24 protein-coding genes, 3 tRNA genes and 1 rRNA gene are annotated in these 22,430 nt (G+C 69.5%); 18 read left to right on the top strand and 10 right to left on the bottom strand.

The genetic code is table 11. The annotated features are described in order from the left end of the window. A complete protein-coding gene (locus tag BKA14_RS30445) occupies positions 1 to 552 on the top strand; it encodes a hypothetical protein (protein ID WP_184954236.1) in 552 nt (183 codons plus the stop codon). A 53-nt stretch (positions 553 to 605) separates the two neighbouring features. Further along, positions 606 to 1,787 carry a PrsW family intramembrane metalloprotease gene (locus BKA14_RS30440; RefSeq protein WP_239093103.1) on the top strand — a complete coding sequence of 394 codons (1,182 nt, stop codon included), beginning with the start codon at positions 606 to 608 and terminating at the stop codon, positions 1,785 to 1,787. Positions 1,788 to 1,793: 6 nt separating this feature from the next. Here the strand turns inward: BKA14_RS30440 and BKA14_RS30435 are convergent, their stop codons facing one another. Next, positions 1,794 to 2,042 carry a hypothetical protein gene (locus tag BKA14_RS30435; protein ID WP_184954234.1) on the bottom strand — a complete coding sequence of 83 codons (249 nt, stop codon included), beginning with the start codon at positions 2,040 to 2,042 and terminating at the stop codon, positions 1,794 to 1,796. A 93-nt stretch (positions 2,043 to 2,135) separates the two neighbouring features. Between BKA14_RS30435 and BKA14_RS30430 the strand changes: the two genes are divergently transcribed. Both BKA14_RS30430 and BKA14_RS30425 read left to right on the top strand, forming a co-directional pair. Further along, complete coding sequence (locus tag BKA14_RS30430) at positions 2,136 to 2,555, top strand: PaaI family thioesterase (protein ID WP_184954233.1); 420 nt, start codon at positions 2,136 to 2,138, stop codon at positions 2,553 to 2,555. A gap of 51 nt (positions 2,556 to 2,606) precedes the next feature. Further along, a complete protein-coding gene (locus tag BKA14_RS30425) occupies positions 2,607 to 2,996 on the top strand; it encodes a hypothetical protein (protein ID WP_184954232.1) in 390 nt (129 codons plus the stop codon). Here BKA14_RS30425 and BKA14_RS30420 read toward each other — a convergent pair. Then, the gene (locus tag BKA14_RS30420) at positions 2,993 to 3,301 is read right to left on the bottom strand and encodes a hypothetical protein (protein WP_184954231.1); all 309 of its coding nucleotides are present in this window, start codon (positions 3,299 to 3,301) and stop codon (positions 2,993 to 2,995) included. The genes BKA14_RS30425 and BKA14_RS30420 overlap by 4 nt on opposite strands. A 41-nt stretch (positions 3,302 to 3,342) precedes the next feature. Between BKA14_RS30420 and BKA14_RS30415 the strand changes: the two genes are divergently transcribed. Further along, on the top strand, positions 3,343 to 3,990 hold the full coding sequence (locus BKA14_RS30415) for an HAD family hydrolase (RefSeq protein WP_184954230.1): 648 nt from the start codon (positions 3,343 to 3,345) through the stop codon (positions 3,988 to 3,990). Here BKA14_RS30415 and BKA14_RS30410 read toward each other — a convergent pair. Continuing rightward, the gene (locus tag BKA14_RS30410) at positions 3,974 to 5,026 is read right to left on the bottom strand and encodes a TDT family transporter (protein WP_203722496.1); all 1,053 of its coding nucleotides are present in this window, start codon (positions 5,024 to 5,026) and stop codon (positions 3,974 to 3,976) included. The genes BKA14_RS30415 and BKA14_RS30410 overlap by 17 nt on opposite strands. Before the next feature lie 71 nt (positions 5,027 to 5,097). On the opposite strand from BKA14_RS30410, the gene BKA14_RS30405 reads away from it, so the two are divergent. Further along, complete coding sequence (locus BKA14_RS30405; protein WP_184954228.1) at positions 5,098 to 5,994, top strand: LysR family transcriptional regulator; 897 nt, start codon at positions 5,098 to 5,100, stop codon at positions 5,992 to 5,994. Between the two features lie 31 nt (positions 5,995 to 6,025). Here the strand turns inward: BKA14_RS30405 and BKA14_RS30400 are convergent, their stop codons facing one another. Beyond that, a complete protein-coding gene (locus BKA14_RS30400) occupies positions 6,026 to 6,448 on the bottom strand; it encodes a YybH family protein (RefSeq protein WP_184954227.1) in 423 nt (140 codons plus the stop codon). Between the two features lie 89 nt (positions 6,449 to 6,537). On the opposite strand from BKA14_RS30400, the gene BKA14_RS30395 reads away from it, so the two are divergent. Continuing rightward, positions 6,538 to 6,909 (top strand): YciI family protein, encoded by a 372-nt coding sequence (locus BKA14_RS30395; RefSeq protein ID WP_184954226.1) that lies wholly within the window; start codon positions 6,538 to 6,540, stop codon positions 6,907 to 6,909. Further along, entirely contained in the window at positions 6,906 to 8,099 is a 1,194-nt protein-coding gene (locus BKA14_RS30390) for an RNA polymerase sigma factor (RefSeq protein WP_203722506.1), read from the top strand. Before BKA14_RS30395 ends, BKA14_RS30390 begins: the two co-directional genes overlap by 4 nt. 304 nt (positions 8,100 to 8,403) lie before the next feature. On the opposite strand, the gene BKA14_RS30385 is transcribed toward BKA14_RS30390, so the two are convergent. The 3 genes from BKA14_RS30385 to BKA14_RS30375 form a co-directional block, all read right to left on the bottom strand. After that, positions 8,404 to 8,886, bottom strand: a complete 483-nt coding sequence (locus BKA14_RS30385; protein WP_184954224.1) for a MarR family winged helix-turn-helix transcriptional regulator — start codon at positions 8,884 to 8,886, stop codon at positions 8,404 to 8,406. A 149-nt stretch (positions 8,887 to 9,035) separates the two neighbouring features. Then, on the bottom strand, positions 9,036 to 10,361 hold the full coding sequence (locus tag BKA14_RS30380) for a cryptochrome/photolyase family protein (protein ID WP_184954223.1): 1,326 nt from the start codon (positions 10,359 to 10,361) through the stop codon (positions 9,036 to 9,038). Position 10,362: 1 nt separating this feature from the next. Next, positions 10,363 to 11,250 carry a phytoene/squalene synthase family protein gene (locus BKA14_RS30375; protein ID WP_184954222.1) on the bottom strand — a complete coding sequence of 296 codons (888 nt, stop codon included), beginning with the start codon at positions 11,248 to 11,250 and terminating at the stop codon, positions 10,363 to 10,365. A gap of 67 nt (positions 11,251 to 11,317) precedes the next feature. Between BKA14_RS30375 and BKA14_RS30370 the strand changes: the two genes are divergently transcribed. The 8 genes from BKA14_RS30370 (at position 11,318) to BKA14_RS30335 (ending at position 16,408) form a co-directional block, all read left to right on the top strand. Beyond that, a complete protein-coding gene (locus BKA14_RS30370) occupies positions 11,318 to 12,451 on the top strand; it encodes a polyprenyl synthetase family protein (RefSeq protein ID WP_184954221.1) in 1,134 nt (377 codons plus the stop codon). Between the two features lie 23 nt (positions 12,452 to 12,474). Continuing rightward, complete coding sequence (gene crtI, locus BKA14_RS30365; protein WP_184954220.1) at positions 12,475 to 13,947, top strand: phytoene desaturase family protein; 1,473 nt, start codon at positions 12,475 to 12,477, stop codon at positions 13,945 to 13,947. Continuing rightward, complete coding sequence (idi, locus tag BKA14_RS30360) at positions 13,944 to 14,528, top strand: isopentenyl-diphosphate Delta-isomerase (RefSeq protein WP_184954219.1); 585 nt, start codon at positions 13,944 to 13,946, stop codon at positions 14,526 to 14,528. The genes crtI and idi overlap by 4 nt, the downstream gene beginning before the upstream one ends. Beyond that, a complete protein-coding gene (locus BKA14_RS30355) occupies positions 14,518 to 15,411 on the top strand; it encodes a MerR family transcriptional regulator (protein ID WP_184954218.1) in 894 nt (297 codons plus the stop codon). Before idi ends, BKA14_RS30355 begins: the two co-directional genes overlap by 11 nt. Positions 15,412 to 15,560: 149 nt before the next feature. Continuing rightward, a tRNA-Glu gene (locus BKA14_RS30350) sits at positions 15,561 to 15,633 on the top strand. A 56-nt stretch (positions 15,634 to 15,689) separates the two neighbouring features. Continuing rightward, positions 15,690 to 15,763, top strand: a tRNA-Asp gene (locus BKA14_RS30345). 14 nt (positions 15,764 to 15,777) lie between these two features. Continuing rightward, positions 15,778 to 15,854: transfer RNA gene (locus BKA14_RS30340), tRNA-Phe, on the top strand. Positions 15,855 to 16,066: 212 nt separating this feature from the next. After that, positions 16,067 to 16,408, top strand: coding sequence for a hypothetical protein (locus tag BKA14_RS30335; protein ID WP_184954217.1), 342 nt, complete (start codon positions 16,067 to 16,069; stop codon positions 16,406 to 16,408). Between the two features lie 23 nt (positions 16,409 to 16,431). Here BKA14_RS30335 and BKA14_RS30330 read toward each other — a convergent pair whose 3' ends face one another. The 3 genes from BKA14_RS30330 to BKA14_RS30320 all read right to left on the bottom strand — a co-directional run bounded on the left by BKA14_RS30330 (position 16,432) and on the right by BKA14_RS30320 (position 19,234). Further along, entirely contained in the window at positions 16,432 to 17,289 is an 858-nt protein-coding gene (locus BKA14_RS30330; RefSeq protein WP_184954216.1) for a hypothetical protein, read from the bottom strand. A 97-nt stretch (positions 17,290 to 17,386) separates the two neighbouring features. Next, complete coding sequence (locus BKA14_RS30325) at positions 17,387 to 18,403, bottom strand: serine hydrolase domain-containing protein (RefSeq protein ID WP_184954215.1); 1,017 nt, start codon at positions 18,401 to 18,403, stop codon at positions 17,387 to 17,389. Between the two features lie 18 nt (positions 18,404 to 18,421). After that, a complete protein-coding gene (locus BKA14_RS30320) occupies positions 18,422 to 19,234 on the bottom strand; it encodes an MEDS domain-containing protein (RefSeq protein ID WP_184954214.1) in 813 nt (270 codons plus the stop codon). 72 nt (positions 19,235 to 19,306) lie between these two features. Here BKA14_RS30320 and BKA14_RS30315 point away from each other — a divergent pair, with 72 nt between their 5' ends. After that, positions 19,307 to 20,140 (top strand): Rieske (2Fe-2S) protein, encoded by an 834-nt coding sequence (locus BKA14_RS30315; protein ID WP_184954213.1) that lies wholly within the window; start codon positions 19,307 to 19,309, stop codon positions 20,138 to 20,140. Between the two features lie 454 nt (positions 20,141 to 20,594). Continuing rightward, positions 20,595 to 22,113 (top strand): 16S ribosomal RNA (locus BKA14_RS30310). Positions 22,114 to 22,430: the final 317 nt, after the last annotated feature.

The raw sequence follows: 22,430 nt of genomic DNA, 5'->3' as shown, positions 1-22,430 counted from the left end.
ATGGGGCGGCTGACGAACCTGCTGGGTGCGCTCGGCGTGGCCGCCACACTCGCTGGTCTGGCCCTCGGGCTGCCGGCGATCGACCGGTCGCTGCCCGCCGAACGCGCGATCCGGAGTGACGAGCCCTATGCGATCGGCGCCGGGGTGACAGTCGTGCCCCCGCCCGGGGCGGCCCTGGACGTGACCGGCACCAGACCCGGCGCGAGCGACGGCACGGTGCTGTTCCGGCTGGGCCCGGTCAAGTACGCGATCGTCGTCCGGCCCTTCGACGGCGACCTCGACACCGCGGCCGAGCGGTTACGCCAACGGATCGTCGACACCACCGGCTATCAGGTCACCGGCGCCCAGCTCGAAGTGAGCACGGCGGGCGGGCTGGCCGGGCTGCAGGGCGGCTACACCGCGCCGGGCCGGGGCGGGCGGTACGCGGTCTTCGTCGCCGACGGTCACACCATCGAGGTGACGATCAGCGGCAACGACCTGGACCTGGGCCGCACCCTGCCGCAGATCGAGGCGAGCACCCGCACGCTCCGGCAGTCGGACGAACCGCGGTGACGACCTCGGCGGTGCGCCCCGCCCGGAGCCCGCGCGTCTCCACCCTCGTACGGGTGCCGGCCTTTTGGGTCGTCGCAACGCTGCTGGCCGCGGGCGGCTTGCGGATGGCCCAGATGACCGGGCACTTCTTCACCGCCTACCCGAAGGCCACCACCGTCGCGATCCTGCTCTTCGCGCTGCTCGCCGTGCCGTTCTGGCTGTTCGTCTCGGAACTCGACTTCCTCGAACGGGAACCGCCCGAACTGCTCGTGCTGGCCTTCGCCTGGGGCGGGCTGGTGGCCACCACCGTTTCCATCCCCGGCGGCGTCGCGCTGGAAAACCTGATGGCCAAGCTGGGCTCGCCCGACCTGGCCGCCGACTGGGGCGCCGCGGTGGCCGGGCCCACGGTCGAGGAGATCGCCAAGACCCTCGGCGTGGTGGCGATCGTGCTGATCGCCCGGTCGCAGGTCAACAGCGTGCTCGACGGGGTCGTCTACGGCGCGATGGTCGGTCTCGGGTTCCAGATCGCCGAGGACGTCGTGTTCGCCGTCGGCGCGGTCGCGCTGGCCGGGCAGGGCGACCAGGTGCAACCGGTGATCGCCACGTTCCTGCTGCGCGGGTTCCTGGCCGGCATCTGGAGCCACACCCTCTTCGGCGCGCTGGCCGGGGCGGGCATCGGTTACCTGGTGGTGGGCCGCTCGCACCGGATCGCGGGGGCGAGCCTGGCCGTGCTGGGAGCGTGGGCCTTCCACGTGCTGTGGAACTCGCCGCTGCTGGCCGACGGGCTCGGCAACGGCCCGCTCGCGCTGCTCGGCGTACTGCTGATCAAAGGGTTGCCCCCGCTGCTGCTGATCCTGCTGCTGGTGCGCCACTTCCAGGACCGCGAGGCCGACTACTACGTCGAGCGCCTGGCCCGGCTGGACGACCCGTCGCTGATCACCGCGGGCGAGCTGACGGTGCTGGGCTCGGCGTCCCGGCGGGCGGCAGCTCGACGACTCCCGGGCGCTTCCACCACCGTACGGCGGTTGCAACGTGCCCAGGCCCGGCTGGCGGTGGAGCTCAGCCGGGCCGACGCCGGGTCGATCGTGGCCGCCGAGGAGGCCGTACGGAACCAGCGCGCCGCGCTGCGGCGGCTCGGACACACCGAAGCCGTCGGCAGCCCGGTCACATGGCGGCACCGGGCCTCGACGATCGCCACCACGGCCGTGGCGATCGCCGTGCTCTGGGTCGCGTTGAGCGCCCTCGGCGGGGCCTGAGCTCCGTCAGACCGTCGGCGGGTGGCCGCCGTCGCCGTCGACGATCGCGTCCGGGTTGCCGTCCTGGTCGAGGTCGACCATCGTGATGTCCACCTTGCCGTCCCCGTCCGTGTCGAACTGGAACAAGTCGGGCTTGCCGTCCCCGTCGGTGTCGGACACCCAGACGTCAGGCTTGCCATCGCCGCTGGAGTCCTGCGCGATGAGATCGACGCGCTCGTTGCCACGCGTCTCGACGGTCTCCTGGGGCTCGGTCATGCGGGCCTCCCTGCATAGCGAACACGGTCGCAGGGAAGAGTAGGGCCCAAGTCACAGGACCGCGAGCCCGGCGTCGCCGGTAACGTTCATCGAATGGACATAGCGGCCGACAGTGTGCAAGACCTCTTCACCACCGGAGGCGGCGGGACGCTCGGTTCGCGCATGGGCATCCAGCTCACCGAGGCCTCCGCCGAGCGGGTCGTGGGCACCATGCCGGTCGAGGGCAACACCCAGCCGTACGGGCTCCTGCACGGCGGCGCGTCCTGCGTGCTGGCCGAGACGCTGGGCTCGGTGGGGGCGGTCATGCACGGCCAGAGCGTCGACCGGCCGTTCGCGGTGGGCGTCGACATCAACGCCACCCACCACAAGTCGGCGCGCTCGGGCGTGGTCACCGGCGTCGCCACCCCGGTGCACCGGGGACGCACCATGGCGACCTACGAGATCGTCATCACCGACGACGGCGGCGAACGGGTCTGCACCGCGCGCATCACCTGCCTGTTGCGTGGGGCTTAGATTTTTCGTCCCGGCGCGCGAACCTTGACCACTCCACGTACCTTCTTTCACGTGACCGAGGTACCACAGCACGCTATCGACGACGCGGCACTCGTGCTTCAGAGTGCGCTCAGCGGCGACAGTGACGCGGTGGTCGGCACGTTCGATTCCGTGGTCGACCGGTCCGGCATCGTCGGGGCCTACGACGTCGCCTGGTGCCTCGCCGCCACGATGGTCGGCCAGGTGCCCTCCGGCGGCGCGTGGACGCTCGACTTCCCCGGCATCGACGACGCGCGCTACGACAAGCGATGGGTCGCCCGCTTCATCAGTGCGTACGCCAACAGCGACATCGCCACCGCGGAAGCGCTGTTCGGCGCAGCGATCGCCGACGGGCAGCTGCCCGACTGCCTGCTCGCGCTGGCCGGCTCGACGGTGGCCACCCTGCGCCACCGCGCCGCCTAACGCCCCTTGAGGTAGAGCGCCTTCGCGTACTGCGCGGTCGCGGCCTCGTTGTACATCGAAGCCTCCTGCATATAGAAGTTGTGGTCGGCCAACGCGGCCTGCGCCTGTGACGTGCTCGCCCACCGGATGCTCGCGTCGATCTCGGAGAGGCCGCGGGCCTTGAACTGCCGACGCATCGCCATCCGGCCCTTCCGGAACGCCTCCTGCGCCTCCTCGGCATGCTTCATGGCGACGAAAGCCTTCTCGCTGAGGGCCTCGGCCATGGTCCAAGCCGCCTGTTCAGCCGCGTTGGTGAAAGTCAGCACGCTGTCCTCCTTGACCCGCGAACGCCTGACAAGATCGATGAATGTTGTTGCTGCTCGACCTGGACAACACTCTTATCGACCGCACCACGGCCTTCAAGACCTGGGCCGGTGCCCGCTTCGGCGCGTCCGAGACGCCGTGGCTCATCGAGCAAGATCGAGATGGCTATCGCCGGCGCGAGGAACTGGCCGCGCTGATCGCCGCGCGCTACCGCCTGGACGCCGCCGAAGTGCTGGATGAGCTGCGCAAAGGCATGGTCGACGAGCTGTCGCCGGATCCGCTGGTGGCCGACGCGCTGACCCGGGCCACAGCAGCCGGATACGTGCCGGTGGTGGTCACGAACGGCACGGTGGCCCAGCAGGAGGCCAAACTGCGCCGCACCGGACTGGACCGGCTGGTGGCGGCGTGGATCGTGTCGGAGGGGGCGGGCGTGCGCAAACCCGACCGGCGGATCTTCGAGCGAGCCGCGGCCGCGGTGGGCCGGACGCTGCGGGACGGCGGCTGGATGGTGGGCGACCACGCCGAGTTCGACGTGGGCGGCGGAGCGGGGGCCGGATTGCGTACGGGATGGGTGTCGGCGGGACGGGACTGGCCGGCGACGCTCACCTACCGTCCGACACTGACCGCCCCCGACTGCCCCACCCTGCTGGCCCGGTTGATCGACACCGCCGGCCCTATTTCGCCTCTATGAGGCGGTCCCCGCTGCGCGCGGCCGGGCGGGCCTCGAGGCGTGCGGGACGCCACAGGTTGCTGCGGAGTGTGCGGGTGGCGACGACCGTCCAAGCGGTGACCAGGACGGCGAAGAGGGCCACGGCCAGCGTTGTCAGCAGGGGTGAGCCGGTACGGGTGGCCATGCCGCCGGTGGCGGTGACGACTGTGCCGACGGGGAACGTGAAACTCCACCACGTCAGGGAGAAAGGCAGACCGGTCCGTACGGTGCGGAGTGTGATCGCCGTGGCCAGGGCGGCCCAGAAGAAAGCGAAGCCCAGCGTGGGGAGGCCGAAGAGCAGGGCCAGCATCTGCGCGCCGGTGGCGTACGGGTCGGGCAGCACGCCGTCAGCAGCGCGGCCGAGCAGATGGAACGCGGTCACCGACTGGCCGAGCGGGCCCAGCACGATCCACAGCGTCGGCACCATGCGGGCCGCCCCGATCTGGTGGCGTACGAGGCGGGCCCAGATCTGCGTGATCACGATCACCGCGGCGAACAGGCTGATGCCGGCGAACGCGTAGCAGGCCAGCAGCAGGTCGCGGCCGGCGCCGACGTGCGGGACGAGCAGGGCGCCGGTCGCCGCCGAGACCATCGGGGAGACCACCGGCATCAGCCAGCCGCCGAACGCCGCGTCCTCGGTGGCGGCCAGGTCGGGGCGCGTCATCATCCGGTACGGGACGGCGACCGCCACGATCAGGCCGAGGAGCGTGCCGGCGCTCCACAGCACCAGGTCGGCCGCCACAGCGAACTCGCCCGGGCCGAGCAGCAGCGTGCCCGCCCCGACGGTCATCAACGCCATCGGCGGCGCGCCCCAGAACTGCATGAGCACCGGGTCGTCGAGGTGGCTGACGCCGCGCCGGGCGGTGGCCGTGAGGACGGCGATCAGCAGCAGGGCGGCCAGCAGCCACATCACGGTGGCGAAGGCGTGCCGGCCGGGCAGGTCGACGGGCAGCGTGGCGGCCGCGGTGGCGACGATCCCGGTGCCCATGACGGAGGCGAACCAGTTGGGTCCGAACATGCTCTCCACCCTGCGCCCGGAAAGCCCAGGCCAGTAGGCGGTGATCCCACCTGAGGTCATAACCTCTTGTTATGCCTCTGCCCCCGCTGACCGCCGACCTGACCGGCTTCGACCTGCTGCTCAGCGTCGCCCGGCTGGGCAGTGTGGGCCGCGCCGCCGCCGAGCACCGCATCTCGCAGCCGGCCGCCAGCGCCCGCCTGCGCGAGCTGGAACGGCGGATCGGGCTGACCCTGCTGCACCGGACACCGCGCGGCTCGACCCTGACCGAGACCGGTGCGCTGGTGGCCGACTGGGCCCGCGCGGCAATCGACGCGGCCGAGGCGCTCGCGGCCGGGCTGGCCGCGCTGCGGGCCACCCACGAGAGCCGCCTCACGGTCGCGGCCAGTCAGACCGTGGCCGAATATCTGCTGCCCACGTGGCTGGTCGCCCTGCGCGCGGCCCACCCCGGGCTGGCCGTCACGCTGCAGGCCGCGAATTCGGCCGACGTCGCCGCCGCGGTGCTCGCGGGCCAGGTCGAGCTGGGCTTCGTCGAAGGCCCCGACCTCCCCGGCGGCCTGCACGACGAGGTGGTGGCGACCGATCGGCTGGCCGTCGTGGTGGCGCCCGGGCATCCGTGGGCGAAGCGGCGGCGGGCGGTCACGGCGGCCGAGCTGGCGGCCACCCCGCTGGTGTCGCGCGAGGCCGGTTCGGGCACGCGACGCGCGTTCGAGCAGGCGCTGGGCGACCTCACGGCGGCCGCGCCCCTGCTCGAACTGTCGTCGACCACGGCCATCAAACATGCGGTGGCGGCCGGTTCGGGCGCGGCCGTGCTCAGCTCGCTGGCGGTCACGGTCGAACTGACGGCGGGCACACTCGTGGCCGTGCCGACCGCGGTGCCGCTGCAACGCCGGTTACGGGCCGTGTGGCGCACCGCCGACCAGCTGATCGGGCCGGCGGGTGACCTCTACGCGATCGCCCGCCGGGCCTGACCTGAGGCCTCTTTCATAACGGGAAACAGGCCTAGGGCTGCAGGTCGGTCGCGGCCAGGAACGAGCCGTCCATCAGGAACGGCACCGACTCGTGTTCGTGGACGACCAGCCAGCGGCCGTCGATCCGGCGCAGGCCGAGCGTCACCCGGAACCACAGGGTGAAGTCGTCGGTGGTGCCTCGAGGGCGGCCGCTCATCGAGTCGTAGCTAGTGGCGAACGCGACATCGCCGTCCACGGTGATCTCCAGCTGGGTGACCCGGCGCTGCGGCGGCGCCTCGAACGTGGCCAGCCACTGCTCGATCGGGGCGGGGTCGCTGGTGTCGACACGCCTGCCCAGCGGTGGCGCCAGATCGAACTGGACCACCTCCGGCGCCGCGAAGGCCAGGTGGGCCTTCACATCGCCCTCGCTCAGCCGGGCCGCGCGCTGCTCGATGACTTCCTTGATCTCCTGCACGACGGGCTCCTTGATATGGGGAACTTCCGCCCGGGACGTCGAAGCCGGGCCGGTGGCTTCGACATCCTGGTGAGCAAAGGAGGAAACTCGTGAAGTATTTGATCCTCATCCAGTCGAACGAGCGCAGCCTGGCGATCTGGGACAAGATGACCGAGGACGAGCAGATGGCTTTCGGGCAGGGGCATCTGCGGTTGAGTGCGGAAATGGGCGAGGCGGGGGTGCTGGTCGCCTCCGAGGGCCTGGCCGATCCGTCGCTGGCCCGTTTCGTTTCCGTACGCGACGGCGACACTGTCGTTTCCGACGGGCCCTACGCCGAGGTCAAAGAACACCTCGCCGGCTTCTACCTGATCGACGTGGCCGGTGCGAAAGAGGCACACGAGTGGGCCGCCAAAGTGCCGGACGCGGCGACCATCGGGGTCGAGGTGCGGCCCGTGCTGGACATGAGCGGGTGGGAGTTCTGACCTCCCCGTCACTCGAGGACGTCCTGCGCACCGCCGCGCCGCAAGTGCTGGGCGCGGTGGTGCGCCGCTACGGCGACTTCGACACGAGCGAGGACGCGGTGCAGGAGGCGCTGCTGGCCGCGGCCCAGCAGTGGCCCGTCGAAGGCGTACCCGACAACCCGCGGGCATGGCTGATCCGGGTCGCGTCGCGCCGTCGCATCGAGCTGCTGCGCAACGAGGAGGCCCGGCGCCGGCGCGAGGCACTGCCGCCGGACCCAATTCCTTCCGTACGGGGCGACGACGAGCTCACGCTGCTGCTGCTGTGCTGCCACCCGGCCCTCCCGCCGGTCTCCCAGGTGGCGCTGACCTTGCGTGCCGTGGGCGGCCTGACCACAGCCGAAATCGCGCGCGCTCTGCTCGTGCCGGAAAGCACTGTGGGGCAACGCATCAGCCGAGCCAAGAAGAAGATCCGGGGTACGGGTTTCGTCATGCCGTCACCCTCGGAACTCCCGGACCGGTTGATTGCCGTACGGCAGGTCCTGTACTTGATTTTCAACGAGGGTTACACGGCCAGCTCGGGTTCCTCACTGCACCGCGTCGAGTTGAGCACCGAGGCGATCCGCTTGACCCGCCAGCTGCACGGCCTCCTACCCGGCGACGGCGAGGTGGCCGGTCTGCTCGCGTTGATGCTGCTGACCGACGCGCGACGGCCGGCCCGCACCCGCGCTGACGGCGCCCTGGTGCCCCTGGCCGCGCAGGACCGGTCGCTGTGGAACCGGGCCGCGGTCGACGAGGGCGTCGAAATCATCACCGCGGCGCTGCGCGACACGGCTTTGGGCCCGTTCCAACTACAGGCGGCGATCGCTGCCGTGCATGACGAGGCCGCACATGCGGCGGACACCGACTGGGCGCAGATCCTCGAGCTGTATCGGCTGCTGAATGCCGTGGCACCGGGGCCGATGGTCACCCTCAACCGGGTTGTCGCCTTGTCCGAGGTGGACGGTCCGTGGGTGGGGCTGCGGGCGCTGGAACAGGCGGCCGGCGATCCAGCCTTGGCCAACCACCATCGGGTGGCCGCCGTACGGGCGCACTTACTCGAACGCGCGGGAGATCTGGCAGCCGCGCGCGACGAGTATCTGCGGGCGGCCCGGCTGACGCTGAGCCTGCCGGAGCGTCGCTATTTGGAGTCGCGGGCCGCCCGCCTGCGCTGATTCGTCCGCCACAGGTTGAAGGCTGTAGCAGGAGCGGTCGAGGCGCCGCAGCCGGGCGCTCACGTGAATTGCGCAGAGCCCGTTCGTGGCGAAGAGCTACAGAAGGCGGCGGAGGCCGGCTCGGCTTGTGATGACCTGGTAGCCGTCTTCGAATTGCAGTAGGGCGCTGTTTCGGGTTCCCCGTATGAGGACTCGGCAGCGGCGGCCTGTTCGGTCCACGCCGTCCCGAACCAGGGGACGCGTGCCCGCACGCCCGGGTACTCCAGGGTTCGCCAGCGCCACGTCCAGACGTACGGGAAAGGGGTCATGGTTTGCGTTTGCGGGGAGCCGCCGACCGGGGTGGTTGGGCGCGCATGTGGTCTCGTACGCGGGAGAGGATTTCGCCCAGGGCGGTCACGTCGGCGTCGGTGAGGTTGTCGATGAGCAGGCGGCGGACGACCTCGACGTGGCCCGGGAAGACCTGGTCGATGCGGGTCCGGCCGGCGTCGGTGATGGTGACCAGGGTGGCGCGTTCGTCGCCGGGGTCGGGGGTGCGGGTGATCAGGCCGGCTTTTTCGAGTTGGGCGGCCTGGTAGGTGAGGCCACTGCGGCTGTAGACGACGCCGTCGGCCAGGGTGGTCATGGTGAGTTGGCCGTCGGCGTCGAGGAGACGCATCAGTAGCTGGAATTGGATGTCGCTGAGGTTGCCGTCGGCCCGGAGTTGTTGTTCGACGGCGTGTTGCAGCAGGCTGACTGATTCGATGAGGGCGAAGTAGGCCCCTAGCTGGTGGGGCTGCAATCCGGGCACGCGACCAGGCTACCGCTGCGAACTCGAAGCATCGGGCTTGAACCGGAGCCGGTTGGGGAAAAGGGCGCGGGGCCCGTCGGCCTCGACGTTATGACGGACGCAACGGCCGGCGGACCCCGCTGAGACCCGCCCGGGCGTACCGGGCGGGGTCACGGCCGCAGCCACACCGCTTCATCACGGTGTGACTCGAGCGGCCCCGGGTAGTCGAGGCCGCGCCGGACCTCGTCCGGCAGACGCCACGGTTGGTGCACGGCGCCGCCCTCGACACCCTTGAGTTCGGGTACGTAGCGCCGAACGTACACGCCCTCGGCATCGAATCGTTGTGCTTGCCGGATCGGATTGAACTTCCGGTAGGGCCGGGTGTCGTTGCCGGTGCCCGCCACCCACTGCCAGTTGCCGGAATTGTTGGGCACGTCACCGTCGAGCAGCCAGCGGAAGAACCACTGCACTCCGGGCCGCCAGTCGACGCCGAGGTGTTTGGTCAGGAACGCCGCCGTGATCAGCCGGGCTCGGTTGTGCATCCAGCCTTCGGCCCGCAGCTGACGCATCCCGGCGTCCACAATGGGCACTCCGGTGGTGCCGTCCTGCCAGTGCCGGAGCGCGTCGGTGTCGTCGCGCCATTCGGTGTCGCCGGACGGGCGGATCGGCTCGGTCGACAGTTTCGGCATGGTCAGGGCGACCTGGTAGTAGAAGTCACGCCAGCACAGCTGCCGCGCGTACTCCTCGGCTTCCTGCTTGATGGCGGCGTTGGCCAGTTCGAGGGGTGAAAGGCAACCGAAGCGCAGGTACGGACTGAGCCGGCTGGTGCCGTCGGCGGCCATGTCGTCGTGCAGTTCGGGGTAGGGCCCGATGTGCCGCAGCCAGGAGGCGAACAGCCGGCGCGCCTCGGTCTCGCCACCGTCGGCCGCGTCGGGCGACTCACCGGCGGGCGGCTCGGGCAACCGGCCGGGTGCGACTCCGGGCGGCAGCGTGATCTTTGTGGGGGTGGCGACCTCGTCGCGCCATGTGGCCGCTCGCCAGGAGCGGTGATAGGGCGAGAACACCCGGTACGCGCTGCCGCCCCCGCCCGGCCGCAGGGCGCCGGGGTCGACGACGGTCAGGCCGGGGAAGAGTTTGAGCGACATCCGGTGCCGTTCGCATTCCTCGGCCAGTCGTTGCTCCCGGCGCCGGGCGTAGCGGCTCACGTCGGCCGCCATGCCGATGCCTTCGGCGTCGACCGAGCGGGCCAGCTCGATGGCTTCGCGCACCGGGTCGCCCATCCGGATCACCAGGTCGCCACCCTTTTCGCGCAGGCTCGCGCGCAGGTCGGCCAGGGACTGGTGCAGGAACCGGACGCGGTTTCCGGAGAGCTCACCCAGCGCCGGGTCGAGCACGAACAGGGGGACGACCTGCTCGGCGTTGGCGCAGGCGGCGGCGAGGGCGGGGTTGTCCCGTACGCGAAGGTCGCGGGTGAAAAGGACGACGGCCGTCTTCACGTCAGGCCGCCACGGTGACGGGGGTGCCCGCCTTGGTCATGAGGCTGCGCACGGCGACCGCGGCGCGACGACGGTTGGGCACGGTGGCGCGCTGGGCGAACACGTCGTAGTCGTTGGCCTCGATCTCGCCGAGGATGCCGCCGTAGAGCGCGAACGCCGTACGCATGCACGCCTGCGACGCCGGGTCGAGCATCACGATCCCGGGGGCGGCGGCCGTGTAGTGCTCGCGGGCCACCCCGATCTCGTACCGGATCAGGTCTTTGACCTCGGGGGTGGCCTCGCGGCGTTCCAGGTCGGCTCGGGTGAGCCCGAAGCGGCCGAGGTGCGACTCGGGCAGGTAGACGCGGCCGCGGTCGAGGTCCTCGGCGACGTCGCGGATGAAGTTGGTGAGCTGGAACGCGAAGCCGAGCTGGCGGGCGGGTTCGCGCGCGACGGCCGGATCGCTCGACCCGAGGATCGGCAGCATCATCGTGCCGATCACGGCGGCCGAGCCTTCCATGTAGTCGAGCAGGTCGTCGTACGTGGGATACCCGGTGACTGTGAGATCCATCGCCATGCAGCGCAGGAACGTCGCGAAGTCGTCGACATCGAGGTCGAAGACCGCGATGGTGTGCAGGACGGCCGGCAGCAGCGGGTCGTCCACCGGTTCGCCGCGCAGGCCCGCGACGAACGCGTCGGACCACTCGGTCAGCTGCCGGGCCCGCTCATCCGCAGGAAGCTCCCAGGTTTGATCGACGATTTCGTCGGCATACCGGGTGAAGCCGTAGAGAGCGTGAACGTGCCGCCGCTTCCAGGCCGGGAGGAGCTTGGTCGCCAGGTAGTACGTACGGCCGTGGCGCTTGTGCAGCTCACGGCAGCGCTCGTAGGCGGCGGCCAGATCGATGTCCACGGGAAGCCTCCGGAGAAAAACGACGCACGAATCGACGCAACTTCAAATCAAGGGTACGGTACCCCTCGTGGCCAATGACACGCTCCAGGGAAACCTTCATCGGGGCATCCCCCGCCAGGGCGCGTCGCCGCACGCGCTGATACACGCGATCCAGGGCACGCTGGCCGATTTTCTGGCCGCCCAGATAGGGTCGCTCGATTCCGTCGATCCCGCACTCGGCCGTTTCGCCCGCACCGCCCGTGACCTGGTGCTGGCCGGCGGCAAGAGGCTGCGCCCGGTCTTCGCGTACTGGGGCTGGCGCGGCGTCGCGGGTCCCGAGGCGCCGCTGGAACCGGTGCTGCCGGCCTTCGCGGCGCTCGAGCTGATGCACACGTTCGCGCTCGTGCACGACGACGTGATGGACGAGTCGGACACCCGCCGCGGGCACCCGACCGCGCACCGCATCTTCGCCGGGCAGCACGAGCAGGATCGACGCACCGGCGACGCGAATCGATTCGGCGCGGCGTCCGCCATCCTCATCGGTGATCTCTGTCTCGTCTGGGCCGACCAGCTGCTGGCCCGCGCCGACGCGCCCCCGATCGTCCGTGCCTACTACGACCGCATGCGGGTCGAGGCCATCGCCGGGCAGTACCTCGACGTTCTCGGAGAGAGCCAGCCCAGCGCGTGGTCGGTCGAGCGTGCGCTGCTGGTCGCGCGGCACAAGACCGCCAGCTACACCGTCCAGCGCCCGCTGCAGCTCGGGCTCGCGTTGTCCGGCCGCACGGATGACGACACCGATTCCGCGTACGGGAAATACGGGCTCGCGGTCGGTGAGGCGTTCCAGCTTCGTGACGACCTGCTCGGCGTGTACGGCGATCCGGCCGTCACCGGCAAGCCGGCCAGCGACGACCTGCGTACGGGAAAACCCACCGCGCTGCTCATGCTCGCCCGCAAGCTCGCCACCCCGGCGCAGCGGGCCGAGCTCACCCTGGACCCCGCCGGAGCCGTCAACCCCGCCGACGGCTCCGGCGGCCTCACCCCCGCCGAGCTGGAACGACGCGCCCAGGTCATCACCGAGACGGGCGCACCGGCCCGACTCGAAGGGATGATCCAGGAACGTGTCGCGGACGGCATCGCGGCGCTGGCCACGGCCCCCATCCACGAGGATGCGCGGGCTGCCCTCATTGAGCTTGCCGTCCGTGTGACGCACCGACCGGCATGATGTCCTTCCGAGAGGTGCGATCCATGCGAACTGTGACAGGACCGACTGAACGGGTGGTCGTCGTCGGCGCCGGGCTCGGCGGGCTCGCCTGCGCCCTGCATCTGGCCGCGGCCGGACGCCAGGTGACAGTGGTCGAGCGCGAGGCGGTGCCGGGCGGACGGAACGGGAAGCTGTCCGTCGACGGCTACGACTTCGACACCGGCCCGACCGTGCTGACCATGCCGGAGCTGATCGCGGAGCCGCTCGAGGCCGTCGGCGAGAACCTGTCGGACTGGCTCGAACTGACGCCGCTCGATCCCGCCTACCGCGCCTACTACCCGGACGGGTCCACGCTGGACGTGCGTACGGACACGGTTCGGATGGCGGCCGAGATCGCGCGCGTCTGCGGGGCCCGCGAGGCCGACGGCTACCTGCGGTTCGTCGACTTCGCCCGGCAGCTGTGGAAGCTCGAACGCGACCACTTCATCGACCGCAACCTCGACACCCCGCTCGACCTGATGAACCTCAACCTGCTCAAGCTGCTCGGCATGGGCGGGTTCCGCCGGCTCCAACCCAAGATCAACCAATACTTCCGAGACCCCCGCACGCAGCGGATCTTCTCGTTCCAGGCCATGTACGCGGGCCTGGCCCCCCAGGACGCGCTGGCCATCTACGCCGTGATCGCCTACCTCGACTCCGTGGCGGGCGTCTACTTCCCCAAGGGCGGCATGCACGCCGTCCCCCGGGCGCTGGCCGGCGCAGCCGAGAAACACGGCGTGACCTTCCGCTACGAGACCACGGTGACCGACGTCGAGACGGCCAACGGGCGGGCCACCGCCGTGATCACCGCCGACGGCGACCGCATCCCGGCCGACGTCGTCGTCCTCAACCCGGACCTGCCGATCGCGAAGCGCGACCTGCTGCCCCCACGCCGCGAACGCCGCCTGAAATACTCGCCGTCCTGCGTGGTCCTGCACATCGGATCGCGGCAGGGCTACACCAAGACCGCCCACCACAACATCCACTTCGGATCCAAGTGGCAGGGCACTTTCGACGAGATCATCGACAAGGGGCACCTGATGAGCGACCCCTCCCTGCTCGTCACCAACCCGACGCACACCGACCCGTCGCTCGCCCCGGCCGGACGGCACAGTTACTACGTGCTCGCCCCCACCCCCAACCTCGTCGCCGGCCCGATGGACTGGCGCGGCGGCCTCGGCGACCGGTACGCCGCCTCCCTGATCCGCACCCTCGAACAGCGCGGATACGTCGGTTTCGGCGACGGCATCGAGGTGCAGCGCATCATCACCCCGGCCGACTGGGAGGACCAGGGCATGGCGGCCGGCACCCCGTTCGCGGCGGCCCACACGTTCGCCCAGACCGGCCCGTTCCGCCCGGCCAACCTGCACCCCGGCCTGGACAACGTGGTCTTCACCGGCTCCGGCACCCAGCCCGGCGTCGGCGTGCCCATGGTGCTGATCTCGGGCAAGCTGGCCGCGGCCCGGGTGACGTCATGACCCGCTCCGGCGATGGTCGCGAGGCCCACCTCGTCGAGCTCGTCGACGCCGAGGGGGTGGCGCTGGGCTCGGCCACGGTTTCCGACGCGCACACGGCCCCGGGCCAGTTGCACCGCGCGTTCTCCGTGTTCCTGCGCGACCCGTCGGGCCGGGTGCTGCTGCAACAGCGCGCCGCGGTCAAGACCCGCTTCCCGCTGCGCTGGGCCAACACGTGCTGCGGCCACCCCCTGCCCGGCGAGGCGCTGCCGGTCGCGGCCGCCCGGCGCCTGGTCGAGGAGGTCGGGGTGGCCGACGTGCCGCTGACCGAGGTCGGCGTGTACGCGTACTACGCCGAGGACCCCGCGACCGGGCGCGTCGAATACGAGTACGACCACGTGCTCGTGGGTGACCTGCCCGTCGGCGTGCGGCCGGAGCCCGACCCGGACGAGGTGGCCGACCTGCGCTGGGTGTCGGTGCCGATGCTGCTGGGCGAACTGGAAAGCGATTCCCGGGCGTACGCGCCCTGGCTGCTCGGTGTGACCCAGCGGCTCGCCGCCTCCCACGTGCCGGAGCCCGATCCCGTACGGCCCGATGGCCGTTGAGGGCCTGACCGCCGGAGCCGTGGCCCGCCGCCTGGGGGTGGCGGTCACGACGCTCCGCACATGGCATCAGCGCTACGGCCTCGGCCCCAGCGAACACGTGCCCGGCCACCACCGGCGCTACACCGATCAGGACCTCAACCGCCTGCAGGTGATGCAACGGCTCACCGCGCAAGGGGTGGCGCCCGCCGAGGCGGCGGCGTGGGCCCGCCGTGCGCCGCTGGACGGCGCCCCGCCCGCTCACGGGCGTCAGGGCGGCGGCAACACCATCGCCGTCGGCGACGCCGGCCCCGCCGCGCGTGGTCTGGCCCGGGCCGCCATGCGCCTGGACGGTCCGGCCATGCGCGACATGCTCGAGATGGTGGTGGCCGAACGCGGTGTGATCGGCGCCTGGAGCGACGTCGTCATGCCCGTGCTCATCGGCATCGGCGAACGCTACGAGGCCACCAAACGCTTCATCGAGGTCGAACATCTGCTGTCCCGCGCCGTCACGGAGGTGCTCGGAACGGTGTCTCGTCCCCCCAGTCACATACCCCCACGGGTGCTGCTGGCCGCCGCGGATGAGGAACTGCACACGCTGCCCCTGGAGGCGCTGGCCGCCGCGCTGGCCGAGGCAGGCGTACCGACCCGCCTCTTCGGTGCCCGTGTGCCGGCCGCCGCCCTGGCCGACGCGATCGAACGCACCGGCCCCGCAGTGGTCGTGCTGTGGTCGCAAACCCCCGTGACCTCCGACCCCGCCCAGCTCGAACGCATCGCCACCGCCCCCCACCCACCCCTGTTGGTGGCGGCAGCCGGCCCCGGTTGGCCCACCGAGCTACCCCCCGGCGTGGTCCAGCTCACCGACCTCACTTCAGCCACCGAATTGATCGCAGCCGCCGCCTTCTGACGTTTTCCCTGGTCACAGCCCCGACCTCCGGAAGGGGATACCGATTTGAAGCGGAGGCGGGGGATCACGTATGCTTTCCAAGCCTCAAGCGGGGGCCCGGTTGGGGTCAAAGCCATCAGGCATTGCAGACATGCAATACTGAAGGCGTTGCCCTCATCGTCTAGTGGCCCAGGACGCCGCCCTTTCAAGGCGGTAGCACGGGTTCGAATCCCGTTGGGGGTACTGGTAAGTTAGCGGCCGAACCGGTTCGCTAGACTGCCGGAGCAGTACAAGAGCAAGGTCCTGTGGAGCAGTTGGAGTGCTCGCCGCCCTGTCAAGGCGGAGGTCGCGGGTTCAAGTCCCGTCAGGACCGCAAGGCACCATCAAGGCCAGGTAGCTCAGTTGGTACGAGCGTCCGACTGAAAATCGGAAGGTCGGCGGTTCGACCCCGCCCCTGGCCACCAGGCTCTTCGCCGGGCACTGAGCATCGTCCACCAGCGTTTCGCGCGGTGGACGTTTTGCTTTTCCCAGCAAATCGCCGTCGCCCCGACCAGTCACCTTCCCATCCCTAAGGCGCGTCTCCGTCGTAACCCTTCCGCGTGCTGTCGGGAGGATGACGTGTCTTGGCCGTCCAGCACCTGTCGGGCGCGACCCCTGCCATGGTCGGATGTCACTTATGACCGAGCCTGTGCCGCACCAGACCAGGACCCGACGCGGACGATCGGCTTTCTGGGCGCTCTTCGTTGTGGTCGCCGGGATCGTTGTGGCGATCAAGGTGTGGCCCGGGTCGCTGGACGATCGGCGCGACGCGGCTGTCGGGCTCTGCAAGACCGAGGTCGACGCGGTCGAGCCGACGCCGGGCCGAAAGCTGTGGCAGGAGTCGTCGTTCCAGGTCGGCGGGGACCAGGTGATTACGGTGTGGGGCCGGTTCGCCGCGAAGGACGCCGATCCCCGGCAGTTCACCTGTGAGGTCGAGGACGGGAAGGTCACCAGCTCACAGGTCGGCCCCGCGAAGTAGGCGGTGGAGCACGCAGCACCGTGCTAGGGGCGGAGCACGCGCCAGCTGCCGTAGCGGTGGATGGCCACGCCGGCGTAGGCCGCGGATCTGCGGGTGGCCGTGTCCACCTGGCGCAGAGTTCTCAGCATTTTGCGGGAGCCTTCCTCGGCGAACGTGCAGTGGGTGCACTCGGCGAGGGGGTCGGTTTCGGCGGCCAGCCGTACGCGCTTCTTCGTGGTGGCGCCGCGGCGTAGCCAGTCCTGGCTGACGGCGACCATCGAGTTGGGGCCGGTGGCGGTGTCCCGATAGCTCATGACCGTGACGGCGTCGACGCGCTTGAGCACCTCGTCGGCGAAGTTCTTGCCGTTGACCTGGTGTTCGCCGTACCAGAACGGGACGTCGGCCTCGATCGGGAGCGGGTTGCCGGCGCGCATGCGCTCCAGCAGCGCCAGGTAACCGGCCTTGGTGCCGGCCGGGTCGGTCTGCCAGGCGGGCAGCGCGTACGGCTCGACGTCCAGGTGGATGGCGTTGAACAGGTTGGTCGCCAGCACGGCGTCGCGCCAGGCGAGGGCGTTGGCCGGGTGGGTGGCCCAGTCGGGTTCGCCGCCCAGGGCGGCCAGGCGGATGCCGGCCTCGTCGGCGCGTTCGCGCAGGTCACGGAGCCGGGTGAGGCTGCCGTCGGTAGCGACCGACCACGGGACGTACGCGAAAACCTCGGTCACGTTCTGCGCGGCGGCCCACGCGATGACTTCCGCCGGGTCGTAGGCGCCCCACAGCCACATGGCGCGGGTGCCGGCCGGCGCAGCCACGAAAGCGCGGCTGGTTCTGGCGGTGCCCACGACACCGGCCGAAGCCGATGCCGCGGGCACCGTCAGCGAGGTGGCCGCGAGAATGACAGACACCAGCCCTGCCTGCCACCGCTCCCTCACAACCGCCTCCTTGTGAACCCTCTTCCGCGAGGGTCCAGAATCGGCTGGGGAGTGCGGCGGATAAGGATTTCTACCGCGGCAATGCCGCTTCGATCCGGTCCAGCGCCGCGAAGTCGCCGAGCCGCTTGCTCACATACGCGATGGCCAGCCCGCGGGCCGGGTTGACGTACCCGGCCGAGCCGCCCAGGCCGCCGTGCCCCCAGGTGCCGTCCGGCTCGATCTGCACCCCCAGGCCCCAGGTCGTCTCGTCGCCGATGAACAGATCGGGCCCGACGAACTGCGGCACCGCGACCGCCGGCAGTGAACCGTCGAGAATCGCCGCGTAGAAGCGCGCCACCCCGGACGCACTGGCGTGCAGATTGACTGCGGGAACCGACGCGCGCCGCCACATCTCGCTGTTGACGACGGCCAGATCGCGGGCCCCGGCCGGATTGCTGATGGCTCGCGACTTCATCGACCCCGGCTCACCGGCATTGCGTGCGGGCCAGTCGGGGGCGTCGAATTCGAGGTCGGCGCAGCGCGCGACGTCGGCATCGGACAGTGCGAACCCGAAATCGAAACCGAGCTCGTCGGCGATGAACTTCGCAGGTGTACGGCCGTCGACGCGGCGCACCAGTTCCCCGAGCAGATGCCCGTACGTCAGTGCGTGCTCGGCGGCCACCGTGCCCGGCTCCCATGCGGGCTCGGCCGCGGCCAGGTCGGCGCAGAGCAGATCCCAATCGGCGAACGCGGACGCCGGCCGGGCTACGGGAAACGTCGCCAGGCCGGAGGTGTGCGACAGGACCTGCCGTACGGAAGCCGGGGTCCGGAACGACGGCCAGTAGGCGGACATCGGCGCATCGAGGTCGAGCGCGCCCCGGCCGGCCAGGATGACCACCGCCATCGCGATGACCGGCTTTCCCGTTGAATAGACATTGACCAGTGTGTTCGTCTCCCAGGGGCGGGTGCGGGCCGCGTCACGCCAGCCCTCGACGACCTCCACCACCGGTTCGCCGTCACGCAGAATCGTCAGCGCGGACCCGCCACGCGGATCGGCTGCGAACGCCTCACCGACTGCCTCGAAACCCGGTGCGATCAAACCGTTCATGAGCGGCACGGTAATGGGCTAACGGTCGCGGACCAACAACCGCAGATTCGGTACGCCGTGCGCCCCGGCCACGCGCAGGGTGCGACCCGCCTGCCGATCACCGACGACAATCATGTGCCGGTTCCGGGGCAACCCGGCCGCTGCCCGTACGATCACCGCGGCCGCGCCGTCGTCCAACGAGCGCAAATGGCCGAGGTTCAGATGCACGTCCGGATCCAGGCGGACGGCTTCGGCCAACGCGTCTTGCAGCGCTCCGGACCGGCCGACGTCCAAGGTGCCGGCGACCCGGACGCCCGGGGGGACGTGCTGGCGGCAGATCCGCAGCTCGGCGTCCTCGTGATAAACGGCCGCGGTCACCGTACGGGGATGGGTGCGGGCCGCGTACGCCAAAGTCACCGGGTCGAAAGCCTCCCGGTCGTATTCGCAGAGTGCGGTGAGCCCACCGTCGGCGAAGAGCTTGGCCACCTCGTTCTCGAAGGCCAGCAGTTGCTCGGCGCCCGCCTGCGGACGCGCCGCCCAGCACATGTCGAGGGTGATCCGCAGGCCGCGCGGCGACCGATCGCGCTCGGCGGTGAGCCGGCGCACCATCGCGGCCGCGTTCGGGGTCGCGCCCACACCCCACAACTCCTCGATCGGCAGCACCGTCTCCTCGGCCGGCAGCCCACGTTGCCGCATGTCGGCCGCGACCGGATCGTCGGTGAAGCAGAGCACGCGCTCACCGAGCTGATGACCGCGGCTGACGAACGCGGCGAGCAGATCGAGGCGTTCCTCGGGGTCGGTGTAGGTCAGGCAGGCGTGGTCGCCGGGCTGGAGCCGATCAACCGTTTCCATCGCCGGGATGTACCCGCCCGGTTCGGCGGCCATGCCCGGTTTCGCGAGGCCCGCTGCGGGAACCCGCCTGACATGCAGATCCTCAACCGGCTCGAAGAGGCCCGCTCGCTCGACGGTGTGGCCGAGAAGTTGCAGGCCGTGGTCACCGCTGTGGCGAAGCCTCGACGACTGCGCGACCTGCTGCACGGCACGTACGTCGGTCATGCCGTGCATCCGGTGCTGGTGCAGTTGCCGGTGGGTGCCTTCATGTCGGCCGCCGTCCTCGACCTGGTGCCGGGAGCGCACAAGGCGGCGACCACGCTGATCGGCGTGGGGACCGCGGCCACCGCGCCGGCCGTGGCGGCCGGGTGGGTCGACTGGTCGCAGCTGACCAAGGACCGGCAGCGCGTTGGCCTGGTGCACGCGGCGGCGAACGCGGTGGCGATCACCCTGTACGGCGCGTCCCTGGTGGCGCGTCTGCGCGGTGGTTCCGGACGAGCGTTGAGCTACACCGGTCTGACGGTGGCCGGGCTGGGCGCCTATCTGGGCGGCCATTTGTCGTACGCCCGGGGTGCGGGAGTCAGCCACGCCGCAACCGAGCTGACGCGGGTTCCGTCGGCCTGGACCTCGGTGGGCCCGCTGGCCGAGCTGCCGACGGGCAAGCCGGTGGTGCGGACTGTGGGGGATGTGCCCGTGCTGTTGTGGCGGGACGGCGATCAGGTGACCGCGATGATCGAGCGTTGCAGTCACGCGGGCGGTCCGCTGGGTGAAGGGGAAGTGACAGCCGAGGGATGTGTGGTGTGTCCGTGGCACGGCAGCACGTTCCGGCTGCGCGACGGCGTGGTGGTGCACGGGCCGGCCTCGGCAAATCAACCCCTGCTCCGCGTACGGGTAACCGGTGGCGACGTCGAGGTGGCTCAGCCGTAGCGGGCGGTTTTCCCCGCGTTCACCTGCGCTGACCTGCCCATATGCGAGACACTGGTACCCGATTTGGAGCCCGGGGAACGCGCGTGTAATGTTTTCCGAGCCGGCAGGGAAACGGGCGAGGCAGCGGAGAGATCCGCACCGGCCGTCCTGCCAAATCCTACGAACTGCGGATCGCAGCGATGCTGCGCGCCTCAGAGCGTGGGGATACTAGGACGAAGCGGCACCAACCGGGAGAAACCGGTTGACACGGCCAGGAAGACTTAGTAAAGTTGAGCGAGTGCCCCGGAGCGGTTAGCCGGGTGTGGTTGTTCTTTGAGAACTCAACAGGGTGCTTGATAAGCCAGTGCCAATTAGTTATACCCCGGCCGGCTTGCTCGTTCTTCGGGACGGGGTTTGTCGGTGGGTGATTCCTTTGGCAGTTGTTTAACTGCCGGGACAGTTTTTCAACAGGTTTTTGTTGGAGAGTTTGATCCTGGCTCAGGACGAACGCTGGCGGCGTGCTTAACACATGCAAGTCGAGCGGAAAGGCCCTTCGGGGTACTCGAGCGGCGAACGGGTGAGTAACACGTGAGTAACCTGCCCTGGACTTTGGGATAACCCTCGGAAACGGGGGCTAATACCGAATACGACACAGCTTTGCATGAAGTCTGTGTGGAAAGTTTTTCGGTCTGGGATGGGCTCGCGGCCTATCAGCTTGTTGGTGGGGTGATGGCCTACCAAGGCGACGACGGGTAGCCGGCCTGAGAGGGCGACCGGCCACACTGGGACTGAGACACGGCCCAGACTCCTACGGGAGGCAGCAGTGGGGAATATTGCACAATGGGCGGAAGCCTGATGCAGCGACGCCGCGTGAGGGATGACGGCCTTCGGGTTGTAAACCTCTTTCAGCAGGGACGAAGCGCAAGTGACGGTACCTGCAGAAGAAGCGCCGGCCAACTACGTGCCAGCAGCCGCGGTAAGACGTAGGGCGCGAGCGTTGTCCGGATTTATTGGGCGTAAAGAGCTCGTAGGCGGCTTGTCGCGTCGACCGTGAAAACTTGGGGCTCAACCCCAAGCCTGCGGTCGATACGGGCAGGCTCGAGTTCGGTAGGGGAGACTGGAATTCCTGGTGTAGCGGTGAAATGCGCAGATATCAGGAGGAACACCGGTGGCGAAGGCGGGTCTCTGGGCCGATACTGACGCTGAGGAGCGAAAGCGTGGGGAGCGAACAGGATTAGATACCCTGGTAGTCCACGCTGTAAACGTTGGGCGCTAGGTGTGGGGGACCTCTCCGGTTCTCTGTGCCGCAGCTAACGCATTAAGCGCCCCGCCTGGGGAGTACGGCCGCAAGGCTAAAACTCAAAGGAATTGACGGGGGCCCGCACAAGCGGCGGAGCATGCGGATTAATTCGATGCAACGCGAAGAACCTTACCTGGGTTTGACATCGCCGGAAAACTCGCAGAGATGTGGGGTCCTTCGGGGCCGGTGACAGGTGGTGCATGGCTGTCGTCAGCTCGTGTCGTGAGATGTTGGGTTAAGTCCCGCAACGAGCGCAACCCTCGTTCGATGTTGCCAGCGCGTTATGGCGGGGACTCATCGAAGACTGCCGGGGTCAACTCGGAGGAAGGTGGGGATGACGTCAAGTCATCATGCCCCTTATGTCCAGGGCTTCACGCATGCTACAATGGCCGGTACAAAGGGTTGCGATGCCGTGAGGTGGAGCGAATCCCAAAAAGCCGGTCTCAGTTCGGATCGGGGTCTGCAACTCGACCCCGTGAAGTCGGAGTCGCTAGTAATCGCAGATCAGCAACGCTGCGGTGAATACGTTCCCGGGCCTTGTACACACCGCCCGTCACGTCACGAAAGTCGGCAACACCCGAAGCCGGTGGCCTAACCCCGCAAGGGGAGGGAGCCGTCGAAGGTGGGGCTGGCGATTGGGACGAAGTCGTAACAAGGTAGCCGTACCGGAAGGTGCGGCTGGATCACCTCCTTTCTAAGGAGCAACTCGACCACGAAAGTGGTCCAGTAGCCCGCGACCTGCGAATGTCAGGTCGGGGTGCTCATAGGCGGAGACACTGGCTAGTCAGATCCGGCAACGGCCAGCGAGCTCAGTACGGTTCCCTCCGGGGGGCATGGAACAGTGAGCGGTGCGGCTGGAATCTGGCGACAAGAGATAGCACCCTGTTGGGTATCTGAAAGAACAACCGCTTGCCGGCCTGAGGGTCGGCGCCGTGAAGCCCCTTCTGTGGGCAGCGGAGCTCCGTGAGGGAGTGGTTGTTTTTCAGCACCAGGCATGGCCTGGTTCCCTAT

Origin of the sequence: Paractinoplanes abujensis (genome assembly GCF_014204895.1) — a bacterium.
Lineage (GTDB): Bacteria > Actinomycetota > Actinomycetes > Mycobacteriales > Micromonosporaceae > Actinoplanes > Actinoplanes abujensis.
The sequence above is the reverse complement of the archived record's forward strand: the minus strand, read 5'-3'. Positions and strand labels throughout refer to the sequence as shown.

Coding starts and splice junctions, on each gene's coding strand:
- BKA14_RS30445 (WP_184954236.1), top strand. CDS start 1: ATGGGGCGGCTGACGAACCTGCTGGGTGCGCTCGGCGTGGCCGCCACA.
- BKA14_RS30435 (WP_184954234.1), bottom strand. CDS start 2,042: ATGACCGAGCCCCAGGAGACCGTCGAGACGCGTGGCAACGAGCGCGTC.
- BKA14_RS30430 (WP_184954233.1), top strand. CDS start 2,136: ATGGACATAGCGGCCGACAGTGTGCAAGACCTCTTCACCACCGGAGGC.
- BKA14_RS30415 (WP_184954230.1), top strand. CDS start 3,343: ATGTTGTTGCTGCTCGACCTGGACAACACTCTTATCGACCGCACCACG.
- BKA14_RS30410 (WP_203722496.1), bottom strand. CDS start 5,026: ATGTTCGGACCCAACTGGTTCGCCTCCGTCATGGGCACCGGGATCGTC.
- BKA14_RS30405 (WP_184954228.1), top strand. CDS start 5,098: ATGCCTCTGCCCCCGCTGACCGCCGACCTGACCGGCTTCGACCTGCTG.
- crtI (WP_184954220.1), top strand. CDS start 12,475: ATGCGAACTGTGACAGGACCGACTGAACGGGTGGTCGTCGTCGGCGCC.
- idi (WP_184954219.1), top strand. CDS start 13,944: ATGACCCGCTCCGGCGATGGTCGCGAGGCCCACCTCGTCGAGCTCGTC.
- BKA14_RS30355 (WP_184954218.1), top strand. CDS start 14,518: ATGGCCGTTGAGGGCCTGACCGCCGGAGCCGTGGCCCGCCGCCTGGGG.
- BKA14_RS30335 (WP_184954217.1), top strand. CDS start 16,067: ATGACCGAGCCTGTGCCGCACCAGACCAGGACCCGACGCGGACGATCG.
- BKA14_RS30325 (WP_184954215.1), bottom strand. CDS start 18,403: ATGAACGGTTTGATCGCACCGGGTTTCGAGGCAGTCGGTGAGGCGTTC.
- BKA14_RS30320 (WP_184954214.1), bottom strand. CDS start 19,234: ATGGAAACGGTTGATCGGCTCCAGCCCGGCGACCACGCCTGCCTGACC.
- BKA14_RS30315 (WP_184954213.1), top strand. CDS start 19,307: ATGCAGATCCTCAACCGGCTCGAAGAGGCCCGCTCGCTCGACGGTGTG.